General features: G+C 71.0%; 22 protein-coding genes. 8 read left to right on the top strand and 14 right to left on the bottom strand.

Features of this window, described 5'->3' with window-relative positions:
* Positions 1 to 309, top strand: a 309-nt coding sequence (locus ASD33_RS35935; RefSeq protein WP_206780091.1) for a hypothetical protein, incomplete at its 5' end; no start/stop codon positions are given.
* Positions 310 to 458: 149 nt separating this feature from the next.
* Here the strand turns inward: ASD33_RS35935 and ASD33_RS18820 are convergent.
* Positions 459 to 1,121, bottom strand: coding sequence for a DNA-3-methyladenine glycosylase (locus ASD33_RS18820; RefSeq protein WP_056561309.1), 663 nt, complete (start codon positions 1,119 to 1,121; stop codon positions 459 to 461).
* Positions 1,122 to 1,208: 87 nt separating this feature from the next.
* Between ASD33_RS18820 and ASD33_RS18815 the strand changes: the two genes are divergently transcribed.
* From ASD33_RS18815 to ASD33_RS18805, 3 genes are all read left to right on the top strand, one after another.
* A complete protein-coding gene (locus tag ASD33_RS18815; RefSeq protein WP_056561307.1) occupies positions 1,209 to 1,991 on the top strand; it encodes a sporulation protein in 783 nt (260 codons plus the stop codon).
* Between the two features lie 53 nt (positions 1,992 to 2,044).
* On the top strand, positions 2,045 to 2,584 hold the full coding sequence (locus ASD33_RS18810; RefSeq protein ID WP_056561305.1) for a YbhB/YbcL family Raf kinase inhibitor-like protein: 540 nt from the start codon (positions 2,045 to 2,047) through the stop codon (positions 2,582 to 2,584).
* A gap of 166 nt (positions 2,585 to 2,750) precedes the next feature.
* Positions 2,751 to 3,257: an HNH endonuclease gene (locus ASD33_RS18805; RefSeq protein WP_056561303.1), complete on the top strand. Its 507-nt coding sequence runs from the start codon at positions 2,751 to 2,753 to the stop codon at positions 3,255 to 3,257.
* A gap of 75 nt (positions 3,258 to 3,332) precedes the next feature.
* Here the strand turns inward: ASD33_RS18805 and ASD33_RS18800 are convergent, their stop codons facing one another.
* From ASD33_RS18800 to ASD33_RS18785, 4 genes are all read right to left on the bottom strand, one after another.
* Positions 3,333 to 4,106, bottom strand: coding sequence for a sulfite exporter TauE/SafE family protein (locus ASD33_RS18800; RefSeq protein ID WP_056561302.1), 774 nt, complete (start codon positions 4,104 to 4,106; stop codon positions 3,333 to 3,335).
* Positions 4,107 to 4,198: 92 nt separating this feature from the next.
* On the bottom strand, positions 4,199 to 5,137 hold the full coding sequence (locus ASD33_RS18795) for an SPFH domain-containing protein (protein WP_056561300.1): 939 nt from the start codon (positions 5,135 to 5,137) through the stop codon (positions 4,199 to 4,201).
* A gap of 93 nt (positions 5,138 to 5,230) precedes the next feature.
* Positions 5,231 to 5,662: an NfeD family protein gene (locus tag ASD33_RS18790; RefSeq protein WP_056561298.1), complete on the bottom strand. Its 432-nt coding sequence runs from the start codon at positions 5,660 to 5,662 to the stop codon at positions 5,231 to 5,233.
* Between the two features lie 76 nt (positions 5,663 to 5,738).
* A complete protein-coding gene (locus ASD33_RS18785) occupies positions 5,739 to 6,536 on the bottom strand; it encodes an ABC transporter ATP-binding protein (RefSeq protein ID WP_056561296.1) in 798 nt (265 codons plus the stop codon).
* A gap of 208 nt (positions 6,537 to 6,744) precedes the next feature.
* On the opposite strand from ASD33_RS18785, the gene ASD33_RS18780 reads away from it, so the two are divergent.
* Positions 6,745 to 7,536: a hypothetical protein gene (locus ASD33_RS18780; protein ID WP_056561294.1), complete on the top strand. Its 792-nt coding sequence runs from the start codon at positions 6,745 to 6,747 to the stop codon at positions 7,534 to 7,536.
* A gap of 163 nt (positions 7,537 to 7,699) precedes the next feature.
* On the opposite strand, the gene ASD33_RS18775 is transcribed toward ASD33_RS18780, so the two are convergent.
* The 3 genes from ASD33_RS18775 to ASD33_RS18765 all read right to left on the bottom strand — a co-directional run bounded on the left by ASD33_RS18775 (position 7,700) and on the right by ASD33_RS18765 (position 9,878).
* A complete protein-coding gene (locus tag ASD33_RS18775; protein ID WP_056561293.1) occupies positions 7,700 to 7,942 on the bottom strand; it encodes a chaplin in 243 nt (80 codons plus the stop codon).
* 153 nt (positions 7,943 to 8,095) lie between these two features.
* The gene (locus ASD33_RS18770; protein WP_056561291.1) at positions 8,096 to 8,740 is read right to left on the bottom strand and encodes a response regulator transcription factor; all 645 of its coding nucleotides are present in this window, start codon (positions 8,738 to 8,740) and stop codon (positions 8,096 to 8,098) included.
* Complete coding sequence (locus ASD33_RS18765; protein ID WP_056561288.1) at positions 8,733 to 9,878, bottom strand: GAF domain-containing sensor histidine kinase; 1,146 nt, start codon at positions 9,876 to 9,878, stop codon at positions 8,733 to 8,735. The genes ASD33_RS18770 and ASD33_RS18765 overlap by 8 nt, the downstream gene beginning before the upstream one ends.
* 428 nt (positions 9,879 to 10,306) lie before the next feature.
* On the opposite strand from ASD33_RS18765, the gene ASD33_RS18760 reads away from it, so the two are divergent.
* Positions 10,307 to 11,077 carry a transglycosylase SLT domain-containing protein gene (locus ASD33_RS18760; RefSeq protein ID WP_056561286.1) on the top strand — a complete coding sequence of 257 codons (771 nt, stop codon included), beginning with the start codon at positions 10,307 to 10,309 and terminating at the stop codon, positions 11,075 to 11,077.
* A gap of 84 nt (positions 11,078 to 11,161) precedes the next feature.
* Here ASD33_RS18760 and ASD33_RS18755 read toward each other — a convergent pair whose 3' ends face one another.
* Positions 11,162 to 13,726 (bottom strand): FHA domain-containing protein, encoded by a 2,565-nt coding sequence (locus ASD33_RS18755; RefSeq protein WP_056561284.1) that lies wholly within the window; start codon positions 13,724 to 13,726, stop codon positions 11,162 to 11,164.
* Positions 13,727 to 14,002: 276 nt separating this feature from the next.
* On the opposite strand from ASD33_RS18755, the gene serB reads away from it, so the two are divergent.
* A complete protein-coding gene (gene serB / locus ASD33_RS18750; RefSeq protein ID WP_056561282.1) occupies positions 14,003 to 15,217 on the top strand; it encodes a phosphoserine phosphatase SerB in 1,215 nt (404 codons plus the stop codon).
* 135 nt (positions 15,218 to 15,352) lie between these two features.
* Here serB and ASD33_RS18745 read toward each other — a convergent pair whose 3' ends face one another.
* From ASD33_RS18745 to ASD33_RS18735, 4 genes are all read right to left on the bottom strand, one after another.
* On the bottom strand, positions 15,353 to 15,871 hold the full coding sequence (locus ASD33_RS18745) for a histidine phosphatase family protein (RefSeq protein ID WP_056561279.1): 519 nt from the start codon (positions 15,869 to 15,871) through the stop codon (positions 15,353 to 15,355).
* A 35-nt stretch (positions 15,872 to 15,906) separates the two neighbouring features.
* Positions 15,907 to 16,110: a hypothetical protein gene (locus ASD33_RS18740; protein ID WP_056561277.1), complete on the bottom strand. Its 204-nt coding sequence runs from the start codon at positions 16,108 to 16,110 to the stop codon at positions 15,907 to 15,909.
* A gap of 157 nt (positions 16,111 to 16,267) precedes the next feature.
* Positions 16,268 to 16,384 (bottom strand): SGM_5486 family transporter-associated protein, encoded by a 117-nt coding sequence (locus tag ASD33_RS36800; protein WP_277922091.1) that lies wholly within the window; start codon positions 16,382 to 16,384, stop codon positions 16,268 to 16,270.
* Positions 16,385 to 16,401: 17 nt separating this feature from the next.
* A complete protein-coding gene (locus ASD33_RS18735) occupies positions 16,402 to 17,796 on the bottom strand; it encodes an MFS transporter (protein WP_056561275.1) in 1,395 nt (464 codons plus the stop codon).
* Positions 17,797 to 17,859: 63 nt separating this feature from the next.
* Here ASD33_RS18735 and ASD33_RS18730 point away from each other — a divergent pair, with 63 nt between their 5' ends.
* Positions 17,860 to 18,573, top strand: coding sequence for an FCD domain-containing protein (locus tag ASD33_RS18730; RefSeq protein ID WP_056561273.1), 714 nt, complete (start codon positions 17,860 to 17,862; stop codon positions 18,571 to 18,573).
* On the opposite strand, the gene ASD33_RS18725 is transcribed toward ASD33_RS18730, so the two are convergent.
* Complete coding sequence (locus tag ASD33_RS18725; protein ID WP_056561271.1) at positions 18,518 to 18,931, bottom strand: hypothetical protein; 414 nt, start codon at positions 18,929 to 18,931, stop codon at positions 18,518 to 18,520. The two genes, ASD33_RS18730 and ASD33_RS18725, sit on opposite strands and share 56 nt — an antisense overlap.
* Positions 18,932 to 18,994: the final 63 nt, after the last annotated feature.

Raw genomic sequence — 18,994 nt, 5'->3', positions numbered from 1 at the left:
AGGCCGACTGTCCACAGCGTCCTCGCTGTGTATGTTGCCTGCCCACCACAAGGGCCGACAGGACTTTCAAAGGAACCCTGCCATCCGAAGATGGACGGGGTATCAACYAATCTGGCGTTGATTTTTGGCACGCTGTTGAGTTCTCAAGGAACGGTCGCTTCCTTTGTACTCACCCTCTCGGGCTTTCCTCCGGGCTTCCCTTCGTGTTTCCAACCTTACCAGATCCTTTTCCGTTCCGTTTCCGGTTCGGAGTTTGTTTCCGGTGGCCTGTTGGCTGCCTTTCGCCTCTCGGCGTGGTCACTACTTTAGCTGATTTCTTCGGCGGCTCATAATCGAGCCATTCGAATTCGAATTCCGGCATGCCGAAATAAGCCCCTGCTGGGGAGTCATCTTGAGTAGTGGGTGGCAGCTGCGGGGTGCTTGAACAAGCAGGCCCGTGTCCAGCTGCTCGGGCTACGTTAGGCGGTCGGGCGTCCCGAGTCAAGGCGACGCTTGCGGGGCGTGTGGGGCCGGTAGGGACTGACCGTCTGGTCGTCCGTGATCCAGAAGCGCCAGGGGTGCGGGGCGCCTTCGCCGCCCACCCCCGTACGCGGGCCGCTCCTGATCTCCTCCGGGGTGGGCGGGGTGCCGGTGAGCACGGCGAGCGGGGCTTCGGGGCCGGCGCAGGCGTCGGTGCCGTTCAGTGAGCGGGCGATGTCGAGGGCCGTGGCCAGGCGGGCCGGGCCCTTGGCCAGCTCGTGGTCGGAATGGGCCGAGCGGCGGCGCGGGCGGGCGTGGTCGGCGCCCCGGAGGAACTCCCCCGCGCGGAGCAGGACCCCGCTCGCCTCGCCCTCGGGGCCGCACACCAGGTTCAGGCAGTGCCACATGCCGTAGGTGAAATAGACGTACGCGTGTCCGGGCGGGCCGAACATGACGGCGTTGCGTGCCGTCCGCCCCCGGAAGGCGTGCGAACCCGGGTCGATCGCTCCGGCGTACGCCTCCACCTCCGTGAGGCGCAGTTCCATCAGTCCTTCGGGTGAACGGCGTACGAGCGTGCGGCCCAGCAGGTCGGGGGCGACCTCCAGGACCGGGCGGTCGAAGAAGGCGCGCGGGAGCGGCGTACGGTCGGGGGTCTCGCTCATGGCGCCCGAGCGTAGTGGGGTCCGGTGGGGAACCGGCTACGGTCGTCGCGCGTATGTAGGGGTCAGGACTGAGAAGGAGTGAAGGTCATGGGATTCAAGAAGCTGCTCGCGAGCCTGGGTGCCGGTGGGGCCAGCGTGGAGACGGTGCTCACCGAGGAGAACGTGGTCCCGGGCGGGGTCGTCCAGGGCGAGGTGCGGATCCAGGGCGGCAGCGTCGACCAGCAGATCGAGGGGCTCTCCGTCGGACTGCAGGCGCGGGTCGAGGTCGAGGGCGGTGACCAGGAGCACAAGCAGGACGTCGAGTTCGTGAAGGTCCGGCTCGGTGGTGCCTTCGAGGTGAAGGCCGGCGCGGTGCACGTGGTGCCGTTCGGTCTGGAGATCCCCTGGGAGACGCCGGTGACCGCGGTCTCCGGACAGCAGCTGCGGGGCATGAACATCGGCGTGACGACCGAACTGGAGATCGCCCGCGCGGTGGACTCCGGTGACCTGGACCCGATCAACGTGCACCCGCTGCCGGCGCAGCAGGCCATCCTGGACGCCTTCCTCCAGCTGGGCTTCCGTTTCAAGAGCGCGGACATGGAGCGCGGGCACATCCGGGGAACGCGGCAGAAGCTGCCCTTCTACCAGGAGATCGAGTTCTTCGCGCCGCAGCAGTACCGGGGTCTCAACCAGGTCGAGGTCAGCTTCGTCGCCGACGACCGTGAGATGGACGTCGTCCTGGAGATGGACAAGAAGCCGGGTCTGTTCGGTGAGGGCAGCGACTCGTTCCGCGCGTTCAAGGTGGGTCTGCACGACTTCCACGCCACCGACTGGGCGGCTTACCTGAACCAGTGGCTCGCCGAGGTCGGCGGCCGCCGCAACTGGCTCTAGGCTCGGCCCCGTAAAGGCTGCTGAGGCAGTACGGGCGATCCGGAGGTTTCGACGTGTCCGAGGGCAAGAGGGCGCCGCTCCCCCACGACTTCCATCCGCCGGTGGCGGCGTTCACCGTGGTGAGCGACGACATCGCGCCGGGTGGGGTCCTGAAGGACGCGCAGGTGTACGCGGCGGGGAACACCTCGCCGCAGCTGCGCTGGGAGGGGTTCCCGGCGGAGACGAAGAGCTTCGCCGTGACCTGCTTCGACCCGGACGCCCCCACGGGCAGCGGGTTCTGGCACTGGGTGCTGTTCGACATCCCGGCGTCGGTGACGGAGCTTCCCGTCGGTGCCGGGTCGGGGTCGTTCGAGGGGCTGCCGGCCGGGGCCGTGCACGTCCGCAACGACTACGGCTCCCGGGACTTCGGCGGAGCCGCTCCCCCGGCGGGGGACCCGGCGCACCGCTATGTGTTCACGGTGTACGCGGTGGACAGCGAGAAGCTCGGTCCCGACGCCGACGCGTCGCCGGCGGCCATCGGCTTCAACCTGCGCTTCCACACGCTGGGACGTGCCCAGCTGGTCGGTGAGTACGCGGCTCCCGCGACCGGCTGATCGTTCGTCTGTTGTTTGCCCGCTTCTGGTCTTGGAGAGATCAGAAGCGGGCATCTTTTGTTGCGCGGGAAATATTGCGTTGTCCGACCCCGGCCGGCCCGGCCATCGTTGATCCAGGCCCCACCGCCCCGTCCGGGGCCGGGCCTGCACACGGGAGGTGGGCACAATGCGGGACACGCTGGTACTCAACGCGAGCTTCGAGCCGCTGTCGACGGTCACGCTCAACCGTGCGGTGGTGCTGGTCCTGACGGACAAGGCCGTCGTCGAGCACGCCCATCCCGATCTTCGTGTGCGGGGCGCCGCGGTCGACCTCCCGGTGCCGCGGGTGATCAGACTCTGCCGGTACGTGCGGGTGCCCTTCCGAAGACAGGCGCCGTGGTCGAGACGGGGGGTGCTGGTGCGGGACCAGCACCGGTGCGCGTACTGCGGGCGGCGGGCGACGACCGTCGATCACGTCGTGCCGCGCGCCCAGGGCGGCGGGGACAGCTGGCTGAACACGGTCGCGTCCTGCGCCGAGGACAACCACCGCAAGGCCGACCGGACGCCGGAGCAGGCGGGGATGCCGCTGTTGCACCAGCCCTTCGAGCCGACGCCGGCGGACGCGATGCTGCTCGCGCTGCGGGCCAGCGAGCGGTCCGCGCTGCCGGAGTGGCTGGCGAAGGCGGCCGCGTGACGTCGTTCCGTACGGAGTGGGCCCGTCTCCCCCGGTGTGGGGAGGCGGGCCCTCTCGCTCGTACGGGCCCGCCCGCTACTTGAGGGTCAGCTGGAGGATCGCCACGACGCCGACCGCGATGATCACTCCGCGCAGGACCGACGGCGGCAGCTTGCGGCCGACCTTGGCGCCGATCTGGCCGCCGATGGTCGAGCCGACGGCGATCAGCAGGACGGCTGTCCAGTCGAAGTCGGCGACGAAGAGGAAGAAGACGGCGGCGACGCCGTTGACCAGCGCGCCGAGGATGTTCTTGACGGCGTTGATCCGCTGCAGGCTGTCATGGAGCAGCAGCCCCATCAGCGACAGGTAGAGCACGCCCTGCGCGGCGCCGAAGTACCCGCCGTACATGCTGGCGAGGAAGAGGCCGACGAGGAGGACGGGGCCGCCGTCGGGGTGGGCCTCGGTGCCGGTCTGCTCGCGGCGGCGCTTGACGGCGGCGGCGATGCGGGGCTGGAGGAGGACCAGGACGAGCGCGAGGCCGATGAGGACGGGGACGATCGCGTCGAAGGCGTCCGACGGCAGTGCCAGGAGCAGGATCGCGCCGATCAGGCCGCCGAGGAGGGCCACCCCGCCGAGGCGGATGATGCGCGCCTTCTGGCCCTTGAGTTCGCGCCGGTAGCCGATGGCTCCGCTGACGGAGCCGGGGACCAGGCCCAGGGCGTTGGAGACGTTCGCGGTGATCGGGGGGAGTCCGGTCGCGAGAAGGACCGGGAACGTGATGAGCGTTCCCGATCCGACGATGGTGTTGATGGTGCCGGCGCCGATGCCGGCGGCGAAGACTGCCAGGGCTTCCCAGATGGACAACGCCATCTCCTTACATGGTCAGCGAGTCGCCTCCCCGCCCTGAGGTCGTCGGGGTCGAGGGGCTCGCACCGATCATGCACGAGGCTTACGTGTACGTGTCAGTCGACCGGCGGTTCGTCTCGCCTTTCGGGCCCGCCGCCCTTGGTGTTGAAGCCGGGGGCGCCGGAGCCGTTGTTGCCGAAGGCGCCGGAGAGGCCCTTGAGGGCGTCGCCGATCTCGCTGGGCACGATCCAGAGCTTGTTGGCGTCGCCCTCGGCGATCTTCGGGAGCATCTGGAGGTACTGGTACGAGAGCAGCTTCTGGTCGGGGTCGCCGGCGTGGATGGCCTCGAAGACCGTACGGACGGCCTGGGCCTCGCCCTCGGCGCGGAGCGCGGCGGCCTTGGACTCACCCTCGGCGCGCAGGATCGCGGACTGCTTCTCGCCCTCGGCAGTCAGGATGGCGGACTGGCGGGTGCCCTCCGCGGTGAGGATCGCGGCGCGCTTGTCGCGCTCGGCGCGCATCTGCTTCTCCATCGAGTCCTGGATGGAGGTCGGCGGCTCGATCGCCTTGAGCTCGACGCGGTTGACGCGGATGCCCCACTTGCCGGTGGCCTCGTCGAGGACGCCGCGCAGGGCCGCGTTGATCTCCTCGCGGGAGGTGAGGGTCCGCTCCAGGTCCATGCCGCCGATGATGTTGCGGAGGGTGGTGACGGTGAGCTGCTCGATGGCCTGGATGTAGCTGGCGACCTCGTAGGTCGCGGCCCGCGCGTCGGTGACCTGGTAGTAGATGACCGTGTCGATGTTGACGACGAGGTTGTCCTGCGTGATCACCGGCTGCGGCGGGAACGGGACGACCTGCTCGCGGAGGTCGATCCGGTTGCGGATCGAGTCGATGAACGGCACGACGATGTTCAGGCCGGCGTTGAGCGTGCGGGTGTAGCGGCCGAACCGCTCCACGATCGCCGCGCTCGCCTGCGGAATGACCTGGATCGTCTTGATCAGGGCGATGAAGACGAGCACCACCAGAATGATCAGGACGATGATGACTGCTGACATCGTGTTCCCCGTGCCCTTCGCTGCCGGTTGACTGCCGGGTGGCCTTCGATGATCGATTTTCGCAGACGCCGGAACCTCATGGGCGAGGTTCGGTCACATGACGACGGCTGTCGCCCCGTCGATGTCGACGACGTCGACCTGCTCGCCCGGTTCGAAGGTCTGTTCCGTGTCGAGCGCGCGGGCCGACCAGATCTCCCCCGCGAGCTTGATGCGGCCTCCGCCGCTGCCGTCGACCCGTTCCAGGACGACGGCCTGACGCCCCTTCAGGGCGTCGATGCCGCTGGTCAGCCGGGGACTGCCGTCACGGTGGCGGGCGGCGATCGGGCGGACCACCGCGACCAGCGCCACCGAGACGACCACGAAGACGATCACCTGGGGAACGATGCCGAAGCCGAGGGCCGCGGTCACCGCCCCCGCGACCGCTCCGGCCGAGAACATGCCGAACTCGGGCATCGCGGTCAGGACCAGCGGAATGCCGAGCCCCACCGCGCCGATCAGCCACCAGACCCACGCGTCGATGTCCACGTGGTCATGGTAGGGGCGGTGGGGTGCTCGGGGACAGTGCGCGGGCGGCTGTGCGGGACGCCGGCGCTCCGTTCCGCTACTTCAGGGGCAGGCCGCGGGCGGTCCAGCGGTCGCCGGCGCGCTCGACGACGAGCGGCAGGCCGAAGCAGTGGGAGAGGTTGCGGGAGGTCAGCTCCATCTCCACGGGGCCCGCAGCGAGGACCTTGCCCTGACGGATCATCAGGACGTGGGTGAAGCCGGGGGCGATCTCCTCGACGTGGTGGGTGACCATGATCATGGAGGGGGCGTACGGGTCGCGGGCCAGGCGGCCGAGACGGCGGACGAGGTCCTCGCGGCCGCCGAGGTCGAGACCGGCGGCGGGCTCGTCGAGGAGGAGGAGCTCGGGGTCGGTCATCATCGCGCGGGCGATCAGGGTGCGCTTGCGCTCGCCCTCGGAGAGGGTCCCGAACTTGCGGTCCAGGTAGTCGTTCATGCCGAGGCGGTCGAGGAAGGCCCTCGCGCGCTCCTCGTCGACCGGGTCGTAGTCCTCGTGCCAGGTGGCGGTCATGCCGTACGCGGCGGTGAGGACGGTCTGCAGGACGGTCTGGCGCTTGGGGAGCTTCTCCGCCATGGCGATGCCGGCCACGCCGATGCGGGGGCGGAGCTCGAACACGTCGGTGCCGACGCCGCCGAGCCGCTCGCCCAGGATGTCGGCGGTGCCCTTGGTGGGGAAGAGGTAGCTGGAGGCGATGTTCAGAAGGGTGGTCTTGCCGGCGCCGTTGGGTCCGAGGATCACCCAGCGCTCGCCCTCCTTGACCGACCAGGAGACCTCGTCCACCAGAGCCCGTCCGTCGCGGACCACGGATACGTCCACCAGCTCCAGTACATCGCTCATGAGCGCGTTGTCTCCCCTTGCGGTCGAGTCGAGTCGTCGCCTTGCGCCGGTGGGCGCGGCGTCCAGGGGAAAACCTACGTTATCGACGGACCGGGCCGGTCCCTAGGGCCTGTCGTCGCACTCCCGTCGTTGCCCGGAGGGCGGCCCCGAGGGTGATGACAGCCCTAGGGCTTCCTTCGCGCCATCGGGGGCGCCCTAGTCTTGGGGGATGCTTTCGGAACCACGCTCAGGACGTCTGGCCGCCTGGGGCAATGCCCTGCTGGCCGGGGCGGTGTCGCCGGACGAGGCGGCGCTGGCCATTGTCGGGGAGGACGCGGTGCACCGCGTGGAGGGGCTGCCGGGTGAGGCGCGGCCGGTGGGGCTGACGCTGGCGCTCGGCCGGCTGCGGCGGCTCGGTGTGACCGGGTGGCGGGTGGCGCTGCCCGCGCCGGGTCATCCGCTGGGGCTGAGCGGGCCGCCGGACTTCAACGCGCGCGCGTTGGAGGCGGAGGAGGCGGTGGTGGGCTTCGGCGCGCCGTACGGGCTGGTGCCCGAGGTCTCGGAGGCGGGGCCCGCGGGCGACGTCCACGTGGAGGTGGTCTGGCGCTGCCTGGCGGTACGAGAGGCGCCGCCGGCGGATGTGCCCTCGCTCGGCGAGGCGGAGCGGGAACTCGCGGAGGCGCTGCGGGACGCGACGTCGGTGCTGACCCGGCTGGACGTCGCGGCCTCGGGCCCGGCGGCGGACGCGGCACGGGAGGCGTACCGGGCGCGGGCGGAGGTGGGGCGCGAGGTCCTGGCCCCCGGGTACCCGCCGCGTGCGGTGCGGGTCCTGGAGCTGGCGCAGCGGGTGGGACTCCTGGTGGACCTGGCGTACGACCACGGCCACGGGGGCGCGGTGAGCGCGTCGGAAATGGCGGCGCGGGGTGATGCGCTGCGACCGGTGGAGCGGGTGGCTCGGCGGGCGCAGGTCGCCGCGTACAACGCGTACGTGGAGGAGAGGGAACGGGAACCGGGGTTCTGAACCCCTCGCCCCGACACACCCGCCCTGATCCGACGGACGGAGTCCGGCGCAGCGGACCCGAAGCCCGGGAGGCGCCCGGCGCCGAGCGGTGCGAGGACCGCGTCGAGAGAGGAGACCGGCCCCCGGGGGGATCGTCCCGGGGGCCGGTCGGTCCTGCGGTGGCTCAGCCGTTGACGGCGCCGTTGCCGAAGGCCGGGTTGAGCAGGCCGATCACGTTGACCGTGTTGCCGGAGACGTTCACGGGGACGTGGACCGGGACCTGCACCAGGTTGCCGGACGCGACGCCCGGCGAGTTGAGGGCCTTGCCCGTGGCCTCGGCGCCGTGGGCGGAGGCGGCACCCGCACCGGCGGCGAGGATGCCGCCCGCGACGATGGTGACGGCGGCGGCCTTCTTGAGGTTCTTCACTGGTACGTCCTCCTGGTCATCGCTGCGGCCGGTCAGCCGCAGCACGCCCTGGAGAACGCCCCACCGCCCGGCAGGTTGCGCCGAACGGGGGACATACACACGACGGTATGAAGGACTGAACGGTCGTGCGCCCCGGCGCGTGAGGGGCGCACTTCAGCGGGTGAGGCCGTGGCGGACCGCCCAGAGGGCCGCCTGGGTGCGGTCCGCGAGGTCGAGCTTCATCAGGATGTTCGAGACGTGCGTCTTGACCGTCTTCTCCGAGAGGACCAGCGCGCGGGCGATCTCACGGTTGGAGCGGCCGTCCGCGATCAGGCCGAGGACCTCGCGCTCCCGCTCCGTGAGGGTCGAGCCGCGTCCCGTACCGCCCGGGGAGTCCTCCTGGGCGAGGAGCGCGCCCGCCACCTCGGGCTGGAGCAGCACGTGCCCGGCGTGGACGGAGCGGATCGCACCGGCCAGGGCGTCGGGGTCGATGTCCTTGTAGACGTATCCGGAGGCGCCGGCGCGGAGCGCGGGGACCACCGTGCGCTGCTCGGTGAAGCTGGTGACGACGAGGACCCTGGCGGGGTTGTCGAGGGCGCGGAGCCGCTTCAGCGCCTCGATGCCGTCGGTGCCGGGCATCTTCACGTCCATGAGGACCACGTCGGGGCGGAGCTCCTCGGCCCTGGCGACGCCCTCGGCGCCGTCGGAGGCCTCCCCCACCACCTCTATGTCGTCCTGGACCTCCAGGAAGGTGCGCAGACCCCTGCGGACGACCTGGTGGTCGTCGACCAGCAGGACACGGATCCGTTTGTCAGCCACCGGGAACCTCCATCTCGATCGTGGTGCCCTCGCCCCGGGCCGAGGTCACGGTGAGCGATCCGCCGACGCCGCCGGCCCGGTCCCGCATGGAGACGAGGCCGAGGTGGCGGCCGGCGGTGCGGACCGTGCGCGGGTCGAAGCCCTTGCCGTCGTCGGTGACGGTCAGCCGCGCGCCCTGGCCGGCGCGGGCGAGGGAGACGGTGACGAGTCCGGCGTCCGCGTGCCTGAGGGCGTTGTGCAGGGCCTCCTGGGCGACCCGGAGGACGGCCTCCTCCTGGGCGGCGGGCAGGGCGCGGGTCCCGGCGCTCTCGAAGGTGACGCGGGCACTGTGGGCGCGGTCCAGGACCTGGATCTGGGTACGGAGGGTGTGGACGAGGCCGTCCTCGTCGAGGGCCGCGGGCCGGAGCTCGACGACGGCGGCGCGCAGTTCGTCGGCGGCCTCGGCGGCGAGCGCGGCGACCTGCTGGAGCTCCCCCTTGGCGCGGGCGGGGTCGCGGTCGACGAGGGCGGCGGCGGCCTGGGCGGTCAGCCGGAGGGAGAAGAGCTTCTGGCTGACGGCGTCGTGCAGCTCGTGGGCGAGGCGGGAGCGCTCCTCGGCGATGGTGAGCTCGCGGCTGCGCTCGTACAGGCGGGCGTTGGTGAGGGCGATGGCGGCGTGCTGGGCGAGGATCGAGAGGAGTTCCTCGTCCTCGGCGGTGAAGCCGCAGCCGCCGGTCTCCTTCGGGCAGCGCTTGTTGGCGAGGAAGAGGGCGCCGAGGGTCTCGTCCCCGTCCCTGACGGGGAGGCCGAGGAAGTCGGACATCTCGGGGTGGGCCTCGGGCCAGCCCTCGAAGCGGGGGTCCTCGCGGACGTCGGCGAGCCGTTCGGGCTCGGCCTTGTGGAGCATCGCGGCCAGGATGCCGTGCTGCCGGGGCAGCGGTCCGATCGCCTTCCACTGTTCGTCGCTGACGCCGTCGACGACGAACTGGGCGAAGCCGCCGTGGTCGTCGGGGACGCCGAGGGCGGCGTACTCGGCGTCGAGGAGCTCGCGGGCGGAGGCGACGATCGTCTTGAGGACGTCGCGGACCTCCAGGTGGCGGCTCATCGCCAGGAGTGCGGTGCTCACGGCGGCCAGGCCGGAGCTCGGTCGATGGCTCATGTGTTCCACCGTACCGGCGGGCCGTGACGGTGCGTATCCGTCCGGAGACCGCCGTGGAGGGGCCGCGGGACCTAGGTCGTAGTGCCCGGGGGCCGTTCTCCTCCCCCAGGCGTACGGGGCTCACTGTGCGCGTTGCTCACGCAACGGGCGGTGAGTTTGTTACGGGCCCGATGTGAGCCCGCGCATAGGACCCACATCACTTACGAAGCACGCTAGTGGACCTCCGGATGGGGGGTCAGAGTGGGGTGAGCCCGACATCAGGGGTCTTCTGTGGCCCCTGTACGGGCCCCTGATCCACTACCCGGGATCGTACGTCACACCTTTGCCACGGGATTTTGCTGCCGCTAAGAATTGCCCCCGTCGCCGCCGAGTTGGCGAGACACCGCCCCGGTGGAGCGACCCCCTGCGATTCGAAGAGGTAGTCCGTTATGTCTGCGAACACCCCTGGCCACAGTCGTGGTCTGAAGAAGACCCACAAGGCCACGATCGCCGGCGTCGCCGCCCTGGGCGCCGCAGCCCTCACTCTCTCCCTCGTGCCGGGCAACGGCAGCACCGAGACCGAGCCGCAGGCTCTCTCCGGTACGCAGCAGGTGGCCTGGTCGTACAACGCGAACAGCCCGCAGGCGAAGGCGCTGGCCGCCAGCATCGACAAGCAGCAGACCACCATCGGTCTGAAGGCCAAGCAGGAGGCCGAGGCGAAGGCCAAGGCCGACGCGAAGGCGAAGGCGGACGCCAAGGCGAAGGCCGCCGCGAAGGCCAAGGCGGAGGCGAAGGCCAAGGCGGACGCCCGGGCCAAGGCCGAGGCGAAGGCCAAGGCGAAGAAGCGCGCCGCCGAGAAGGCCGCCGCGAGCCGTTCCGTCGCCCGTACCCCGGTCTTCGCGAACAACCTCGACGGCTGGATCCGCGAGGCGCTGTTCATCATGGACAAGCACGACATCCCGGGCAGCTACAACGGCCTGCACAAGAACATCATGCGCGAGTCCAGCGGCAACCCGCGGGCCATCAACAACTGGGACATCAACGCCATCAACGGCATCCCGTCCAAGGGTCTGCTCCAGGTCATCTACCCGACCTTCAAGACCTACCACGTGCCCGGCACCGCGTTCGACCAGTACGACCCGGTCGCCAACATCGTCGCCGCCGCCAACTACGCGGCCGACCGCTACGGCTCCATCGACAACGTGAACAGCGCGTACTGATCCCGGTACCCCCGCTGTCGTACGCCGAAGGGCGGCACCCCCTGTGCGGGGTGCCGCCCTTCGGCGTACGAGTACGTCCCGTGGCTACTTGCGCATGACCTCGGGCTCGTGGCGGCGGAGCAGCCGCGCCACGACGACGCAGCAGACGACCGCCATCAGGAGCTGGATGCCGAGGTCCAGGCTCCACTGGCCGACCGTGTGGTCCCACAGCGGGTCGGTGTTGGTGGGGTTCTTGTGGTCCCACGGCGGCATGAGGCGGCCGAGGTCGAGCGTGGTGCCGGCACCGCCGATGCCCCAGCGGGAGGGCATCAGCCAGGCGAACTGCTCCAGGCCGGGCGAGTCGTACACCTGGAAGAGGATGCCGGTGAACACGACCTGGATGATCGCGAACATCACCAGGAGCGGCATGGTCTTCTCGGCGGTCTTCACCAGCGCGGAGATGACCAGGCCGAACATCATCGAGGTCAGGCCGAGGCCGATGACCTGGATGCAGATCTCGACGGCCGGCGGCATGAACAGGCCCTCTTCGGGCAGCTGGCGCGTGGAGAACCCGATGCCGCAGATGATCACGCCCTGGAAGGCGGTGATCAGGCCCAGGACGATGACCTTGGACATCAGGTACGCGGAGCGGGACAGGCCGGTGGCGCGCTCCCGCTCGTAGATGACCCGTTCCTTGATCAGTTCACGGACCGAGTTGGCCGCGCCGCTGAAGCACATGCCGACCGCGAGGATCAGCATGATGGTGCCGGCGTCGCCGTTGTAGCGGGACGGCGGCTTGGGCGAGCCGAGGCCGAAGTCGGCCGGGATGACCACCGAGACCGCGCCGAGCACGGCCGGCAGGATCACCATCAGGCCCAGGAAGCCCTTGTCGGACGCGATGACGGAGACGTAGCGGCGGATCAGGGTCCACAGCTGGGAGCCCCAGCCCTGCGGCTTCGGCGGCCGGGTCATCGCCTGCTGCGGCATCTGGACCGGCTGCGCGGCGACGGCGTCGATGTCCGCGGCGTACAGCTGGTAGTGCTGCGAGCCCTTCCAGCGGCCCGCCCAGTCGTAGTCGCGGTAGTTCTCGAAGGCGGAGAAGACGTCGGCCCAGGTGGAGTAGCCGAAGAAGTTCAGCGCCTCGTCCGGCGGACCGAAGTACGCCACCGAGCCGCCGGGGGCCATCACCAGGAGCTTGTCGCAGAGACCCAGCTCGGCCACCGAGTGGGTGACGACGAGGACCGTGCGGCCGTCGTCGGCGAGGCCGCGCAGCAGCTGCATGACATCGCGGTCCATGCCCGGGTCGAGGCCGGAGGTCGGCTCGTCCAGGAAGATCAGCGAGGGCTTGGTCAGGAGCTCCAGGGCGACCGAGACGCGCTTGCGCTGACCACCGGAGAGGGAGGTGACCTTCTTCTCCTTGTGGATGTCGAGCTTCAGCTCGCGCAGCACCTCGTCGATCCGGGCCTCGCGCTCGGCCTCGGCGGTGTCGCCGGGGAAGCGGAGCTTGGCCGCGTAGCGCAGCGCCTTCTGGACGGTCAGCTCCTTGTGCAGGATGTCGTCCTGCGGGACCAGACCGATGCGCTGGCGCAGCTCGGCGAACTGCTTGTAGAGGCTGCGGTTGTCGTAGAGGACGTCGCCCTCGTTGGCCGGGCGGTAGCCGGTCAGCGCCTTGAGCAGCGTGGACTTTCCGGAGCCGGACGGGCCGATGACACCGATCAGCGACTTCTCCGGGACGCCGAAGGAGACGTCCTTGAGGATCTGCTTGCCGCCGTCGACCGTGACCGTGAGGTGGCGGGCCGAGAAGGAGACCGAACCGGTGTCGACGAACTCTTCCAGCTGGCCGCCGACGATCCGGAACGTCGAGTGGCCGACGCCGACGATGTCGTTCGGGCCGAGCAGGGCGCTGCCGCCCTTGGTGATCGGCTGACCGTTGACGTACGTGCCGTTGTGCGAGCCGAGGTCGCGGATCTCCATGCGGCCGTCGGGCGTCGCGTGGAACTCGGCGTGGTGCCGCGAGACCTGGAGGTCGGAGACGACCAGCTCGTTCTCGAGGGCACGGCCGATCCGCATGACGTGGCCGAGGGCCAGCTGGTGGAACGTGGTGGGGCTGCGGTCGGCGTAGGCCGACGACGCCCCCGCGGCGGCGCCGGGCCGGCCGTGTCCCTGCTGCGCCGGCACCTGCGCCGGCGGCTGCTGCTGCCAGCCGTCGTTCGGCGGCGGGGCCTGGTGCTGCGGCGGCTGGTGCTGCGGAGGGGCCTGGTGGGTGATCCACTCGGCCTGCTCCACGCCCTGGTGGGCCGGGACGGGCTGGGCCACCGGGGGCTGGGCCTGGGCCTGCGGCACCTGGGCCTGCGGGGCGCCCTGGGCTCCGGCGGCGAGATTCAGCCGCGGGCCGTCGGTCGCGTTGCCCAGGTGGAGGGCCGAGCCGGGACCGATCTCCACCTGGTGGATCCGCTGTCCCCGGAGGAACGTGCCGTTGGTGGAGCCGTGGTCCTCGATGACCCAACTCCGGCCGCCCCAGCTGATGGTGGCGTGGCGCCACGAGACCCTGGCGTCGTCGATGACCAGGTCACCCTGCGGGTCACGGCCGAGGGTGTACGACCGGGACGGATCGAGCGTCCAGGTCCTTCCATTCAATTCCAGTACGAGTTCTGGCACTCCATGCCCCACTACTTGTCCCCCGATGTACCCCCGTCGCGGGGAGTCCAGGGATGGCGAATCATCCGGGGGAACTATTTCAGGCCCGGTCCCCTCTCCGAAAGTCGGGCCGCGTGAAGACCCGGCAGAGGCTCCGCCCGGACCGCCCCGGAAACTCCACGGAGCCCTCCGTGGGGCGCCCGCGCGTACCGTACGGGCCCCTGCGGGACAGGTGCGCGACCACTCGGGTGTCCGCTGGGCGGGACGGGGGGTCGGGTGGCACGCGGTGCCCGATACGGTGGAAGCACCATGAGCGCATCGCAGACCTCAGACGTTCCCACCCTTCTCGTCAAGATCTTCGGGAAGGACCGTCCCGGGATCACCGCGGGACTCTTCGACACCCTCGCCGCCTACTCCGTCGACGTCGTGGACATCGAGCAGGTCGTGTCCCGCGGCCGCCTCGTCCTGTGCGCGCTCGTCACCGAACCGACCGTCGCCTCGCAGGGCGAGCTCCGGGCCACCGTGCACAGCTGGGCCGAGTCGCTGAAGCTCCAGGCGGAGATCATCTCGGGCACGGGCGACAACCGCCCCCGGGGCGAGGGGCGCTCGCACGTCACCGTCCTCGGCAACCCGCTGACCGCGGAGCGGACGGCGGCCATAGCGGCCAGGATCGCCGAGTCCGGCGGCAACATCGACCGCATCTTCCGGCTGGCGAAGTACCCGGTCACGGCGGTCGAGTTCGCCGTCTCCGGCTGCGAGACCGAGCCGCTGCGGACCGCGCTCGCCACCGAGGCGCACACCATCGGCGTCGACGTGGCCGTGGTCTCCGCCGGGCTGCACCGGCGGGCCCAGCGGCTCGTCGTCATGGACGTCGACTCGACGCTGATCCAGGACGAGGTGATCGAGCTCTTCGCGGCGCACGCCGGCTGCGAGGACAAGGTCGCCGAGGTGACGGAGGCGGCGATGCGCGGCGAGCTGGACTTCGAGCAGTCGCTGCACGCGCGCGTGGAGCTGCTCGCCGGCCTCGACGCGTCGGTGGTGGACAAGGTCCGCGCCGAGGTGCGGCTGACGCCCGGAGCGCGGACCCTGATCCGTACGCTCAAGCGGCTCGGCTACCAGGTGGGTGTCGTCTCCGGCGGGTTCACGCAGGTCACGGACGATCTGAAGGAGCGGCTGGGGCTGGACTTCGCCTCCGCCAACACCCTGGAGATCGTGGACGGCAAGCTCACCGGCCGGGTGACCGGCGAGATCGTGGACCGGGCGGGCAAGGCGCGGCTGCTGCGCCGGTTCGCGCGGGAGGCGGGTGTGCCGCTGGCGCAGACCGTGGCGATCGGTGACGGGGCGAACGACCTGGACATGCTGAACGCTGCCGGGCTCGGGGTCGCGTTCAACGCGAAGCCGGTGGTGCGCAGGGCCGCGGACACGGCGGTGAACGTGCCGTTCCTGGACACCGTGCTGTACCTGCTCGGGATCACCCGCGAAGAGGTCGAGGCCGCGGACGGCGGCGAGGACCTGCTGCACTGACCGGTGTGCGAGGGGGCCGGTGGCCCGTCCTCGTACGCGCGAAGGGGCCGGGGTGGCCCCGTCCCGTGCACGCGAAGGGGCCCGGCCGTCGGAGGACGGCCGGGCCCTTCGTGCGTACCGGTTCGGGCGGGTGGCTCAGGCGTGCGGCGTCCAGAAGTCGACGAGCCGGCCCGCGCCGTGCTCCAGGGACTTCCAGGAGCCGTCGAAGCGGACGACGGCGAAGGCGGAGGTCGGGAATCCGCTCCGGTTCATCCGGGCCAGGGAGTCGCCCTCGGCCTCACCGGCGAGGGCGTCGGCGAGGGCGTGCATGCCGGGGTTGTGGCCGATGACCAGGAGGTCGGAGACCTCGTCCGAGGTCTCGTTGAGCAGGGCGATGAGCTCGCCGAGGGAGGCTTCGTACAGCCGGTCCTCGTACACGGTCCTGGGTCGCTCCGGCAGTTCCTGCACGGCCAGCTTCCAGGTCTCGCGGGTCCGGACGGCGGTGGAGCAGAGAGCCAGGTCGAAGGTGAGGCCGCTCGCGGCGAGCCTGCGGCCGGCGACGGGGGCGTCCGCGCGGCCTCGCTCGGCGAGGGGCCGCTCGTGGTCGGACTCCTGGTTCCAGTCCGCCTTGGCGTGTCGGAGCAGCACGATCCTGCGGGGTGTGTCGACGCTCATGGTCCTCAGCTTCGCACGAAACGGCTCGTGCCGACTCAGAGAGAGAGCGTTTGCTGGATCCGCTCCACGACCCCGCCGATCCCGGCGGCACCGAAGGGCTCATGGGCCTCTCCCGGCCCTGCCATCAGCAGGAGGAGGGCGACGAAGGCAGCCGCCGGAAGGGCGAGGGCCCACCAGGGCAGCCGGGTGTCGACGCCGCTCGTCGTGGGCCGGACCCGGGTGTACGTGTGGGCCGACATGACCGCCTCCGTGGGTGAGTGCTCCGCGTTCCCTGTTGTCTCCAACCTAGGGATCGGGGGCCCTCGGGCCCATCCGGTGATCCACCCACTTCACCCTGACACCCACCCCCTAGGGGATGCGGGGGTCAGCCCCACCTCCGGGCGGTGCCGGGAGGTCTCACGGGGAGGCGACCGAGGCGATGACGGCGATCACGACCGTGATGCCGAGCATCGCGCCGAGCACGATGAGCAGCTTCTTCTGGCCGTTCTGGGGGTTGGGTTCGAGGACTGGCATGCGAACAGTCTCGCATCTCAGCATTCGTCCTCGACCGTCCGGTCCCTCCCCGCCAGGGTTCCGACGATCATCTGCGGGATCATCAGTCCGCCCATGAGGGCGATCGGCAGTCCCCAGCCGCCGCTGTGCTGGTAGAGCACGCCGACGAGGAGGGGGCCGGGGATCGAGATGAGGTAGCCGACGCTCTGCGCGAAGGCGGAGAGGCGGACGACGCCCGCTCCGGTGCGCGAGCGCATGCCGATCATGGTGAGGGCGAGCGGGAACGAGCAGTTGGAGATGCCGAGCAGCACGGCCCAGACCCAGGCCCCGGCGGACGGCGCGAGGAAGAGGCCGGTGTAGCCGGTGAGGCCGCAGAGGCCGAGCGCGACGACGATCGGGCCCTGGTTCTTCATCCGGGTCGCGAGCCGCGGGATGACGAAGGCGAGCGGCACGCCCATGACCATGGTGACGGCGAGGAGCACGCCCGCCGTGGAGGCGGAGACGCCCGCGTCACGGAAGATCTGCGGCATCCAGCCCATGGTGATGTAGGCGCCGGTCGCCTGGAGGCCGAAGAACACGCCGAGGGCCCAGGCGGTACGGCTGCGGGTGATGCGCGAGCCGGGGGCGGTCCGCGCCGTGGCGGCCGGGACGGTCGCGGTGGCGTTCCCTGGCCCGCTCTCCACGGGCGTGCCGGTGCGCTTCCGGTCGCGCAGGAGCGGGATCCAGGGCAGGACGGCGAGGGCCGCGACGGCGGCCCAGACGCCGAGTCCGAGGCGCCAGTCCCCGCCGAGGGCCTCGGTCATCGGGACGGTCGCGGCGGCCGCGACGGAGGTGCCGAGGGCGAGTGCCATGGAGTAGAGGCCGGTCATGCTGCCGATGCGGTCGGGGAAGTACCGCTTGACGATGACGGGCATCAGGACGTTGCTGACGGCGATGCCCATGAGGGCGAGGGCGCTGGCGGCGAGGAAGCCGGCGGTGCCGGTGGCGAAGGGGCGCAGGACCAGGCCCGCGAAGATCGCGGCCATGCCGGCGCAGACGACGGCGGCGGGGCCGAAGCGGCGGGCGAGGCGCGGGGCCATGATGCCGAAGACCGCGAAGCAGAGCGGCGGTACGGAGGTGAGGACGCCGGCGACGCTGCCGCTCATGTGGAGGCCTTCGCTGACCTCTTCGAGGAGGGCGCCGAGGCTGGTGATGGCGGGGCGCAGGTTCAGCGCGGCGAGGACGAGGCCGACGGTGACGAGGCCGAGGGTCCAGCGGTGCGCCGGGGCGGGTGCGGAAGAATCCGCGGCGGTGGTGGCCGCCGCGGGCGTCTTCGTGCCGGCACCGGCCGTCCGTGCTCCCGGGGTGCCGGCGGCCGTCGTCGCGGCTCCGCCCGGAGCGGTGGTTCCGGCCGGTCGTGCGGCGGGTTCGAGGGTCTTCGGCTCGTCAGGCATGAGGCCATCATAGAATCATGGGATGATTGATTGTCCACTCTTGAACGAATAGGACGGTGCTCCATGCCCCTCGGTCACCCGCGGCGCGCAGGCCTCTCCGATCAGGTGATCGCCGAGCTGCGGAACCAGATCACCTCCGGCGAGTGGCCGGTGGGTTCACGCATCCCCACCGAACCCGAGCTGGTCGAACAGCTGGGGGTGGCCCGCAACACCGTGCGCGAGGCCGTCCGGGCGCTCGCCCACAACGGTCTGCTCGACATCCGGCAGGGCTCGGGCACGTACGTGGTCGCCACCAGCGAGCTGTCGGGGGTCATGCACCGGCGCTTCGCCGACTCCGACCCCCGGCACGTCGCCGAGCTGCGCTCGACCCTGGAGTCCGCCGCGGCGCGGTTCGCCGCCGGGCGGCGCACCGAGCGCGACCTGAAGCAGCTCGACGCGCTCCTCGTACGGCGTGAGGAGGCCTGGGAGTCCGGGGACGCGGAGCGGTTCGTGACCGTCGACGCCGCCTTCCACCACGCGGTCGTCGCCGCCTCGGGCAACGAGGTGCTGACGGAGCTCTACGCGGACCTGGGCGATCTGCTGCGGGACTGGCTGCGCGGCGACGTGGGGCGGGTGCTGCGGCCGGAGAACCACATGGACCACGCGCGTCTCGTGGACGCGATCCGGGACGGCGACGCCGAGCTGGCCGGCACGGAGGCGGCCGGCTATCCCTTCATGTGCCTCAGGAGCCCTGCGACGGAGCCGGTTCCGGAGCCCGGTCCGCCGGCTGGTGCGTGACCCAGGCCGACCGGACCTCCTTCCAGCAGCGCCCGCTGACCTGCGCGTAGTCGGCGGGTCCGACCTCCACGGGGGCGCTGTCGGTGTCGACGTCCCACCAGCGGTCGCACTCGACGTGCAGGCGGACCCGGTCGGTGCGGGGGTACGGGTTCTGGCAGTGGGCGGTGACGCGGGAGCCCTGGACGACGGTGCGGCAGGAGGCGCCGAAGTCCTCCGGCTCCGCGGCCGCCGGGGCGGTGACGGGGGCGGCCTCCTCGGCCGGGGCGGGAGCGGCCCGCACCTCGGCGGCGACGGCTATCCCGGTGATCAGTACGGCGACGGTGGCGAACGCGCCGAACCCGTGACCTGTCGCGCGCATGCCCGTACCTCCTCCCCGTCAGCAGCAGGAACCTCACGCTCTGCCCCAGTCTGGGGTGATTCG

Source organism: Streptomyces sp. Root1304 (genome assembly GCF_001426405.1).
GTDB lineage: Bacteria > Actinomycetota > Actinomycetes > Streptomycetales > Streptomycetaceae > Streptomyces.
This window is presented reverse-complemented; position numbering and strand designations above follow the sequence as displayed.

Bases quoted from the DNA above. Each gene is read 5' to 3' on its own strand.
- ASD33_RS18820 (WP_056561309.1), bottom strand. From the start codon at position 1,121: ATGAGCGAGACCCCCGACCGTACGCCGCTCCCGCGCGCCTTCTTCGAC.
- ASD33_RS18815 (WP_056561307.1), top strand. From the start codon at position 1,209: ATGGGATTCAAGAAGCTGCTCGCGAGCCTGGGTGCCGGTGGGGCCAGC.
- ASD33_RS18805 (WP_056561303.1), top strand. From the start codon at position 2,751: ATGCGGGACACGCTGGTACTCAACGCGAGCTTCGAGCCGCTGTCGACG.
- ASD33_RS18800 (WP_056561302.1), bottom strand. From the start codon at position 4,106: ATGGCGTTGTCCATCTGGGAAGCCCTGGCAGTCTTCGCCGCCGGCATC.
- ASD33_RS18795 (WP_056561300.1), bottom strand. From the start codon at position 5,137: ATGTCAGCAGTCATCATCGTCCTGATCATTCTGGTGGTGCTCGTCTTC.
- ASD33_RS18785 (WP_056561296.1), bottom strand. From the start codon at position 6,536: ATGAGCGATGTACTGGAGCTGGTGGACGTATCCGTGGTCCGCGACGGA.
- ASD33_RS18780 (WP_056561294.1), top strand. From the start codon at position 6,745: ATGCTTTCGGAACCACGCTCAGGACGTCTGGCCGCCTGGGGCAATGCC.
- ASD33_RS18765 (WP_056561288.1), bottom strand. From the start codon at position 9,878: ATGAGCCATCGACCGAGCTCCGGCCTGGCCGCCGTGAGCACCGCACTC.
- ASD33_RS18760 (WP_056561286.1), top strand. From the start codon at position 10,307: ATGTCTGCGAACACCCCTGGCCACAGTCGTGGTCTGAAGAAGACCCAC.
- serB (WP_056561282.1), top strand. From the start codon at position 14,003: ATGAGCGCATCGCAGACCTCAGACGTTCCCACCCTTCTCGTCAAGATC.
- ASD33_RS18745 (WP_056561279.1), bottom strand. From the start codon at position 15,871: ATGAGCGTCGACACACCCCGCAGGATCGTGCTGCTCCGACACGCCAAG.
- ASD33_RS18740 (WP_056561277.1), bottom strand. From the start codon at position 16,110: ATGTCGGCCCACACGTACACCCGGGTCCGGCCCACGACGAGCGGCGTC.
- ASD33_RS36800 (WP_277922091.1), bottom strand. From the start codon at position 16,384: ATGCCAGTCCTCGAACCCAACCCCCAGAACGGCCAGAAGAAGCTGCTC.
- ASD33_RS18735 (WP_056561275.1), bottom strand. From the start codon at position 17,796: ATGCCTGACGAGCCGAAGACCCTCGAACCCGCCGCACGACCGGCCGGA.
- ASD33_RS18730 (WP_056561273.1), top strand. From the start codon at position 17,860: ATGCCCCTCGGTCACCCGCGGCGCGCAGGCCTCTCCGATCAGGTGATC.
- ASD33_RS18725 (WP_056561271.1), bottom strand. From the start codon at position 18,931: ATGCGCGCGACAGGTCACGGGTTCGGCGCGTTCGCCACCGTCGCCGTA.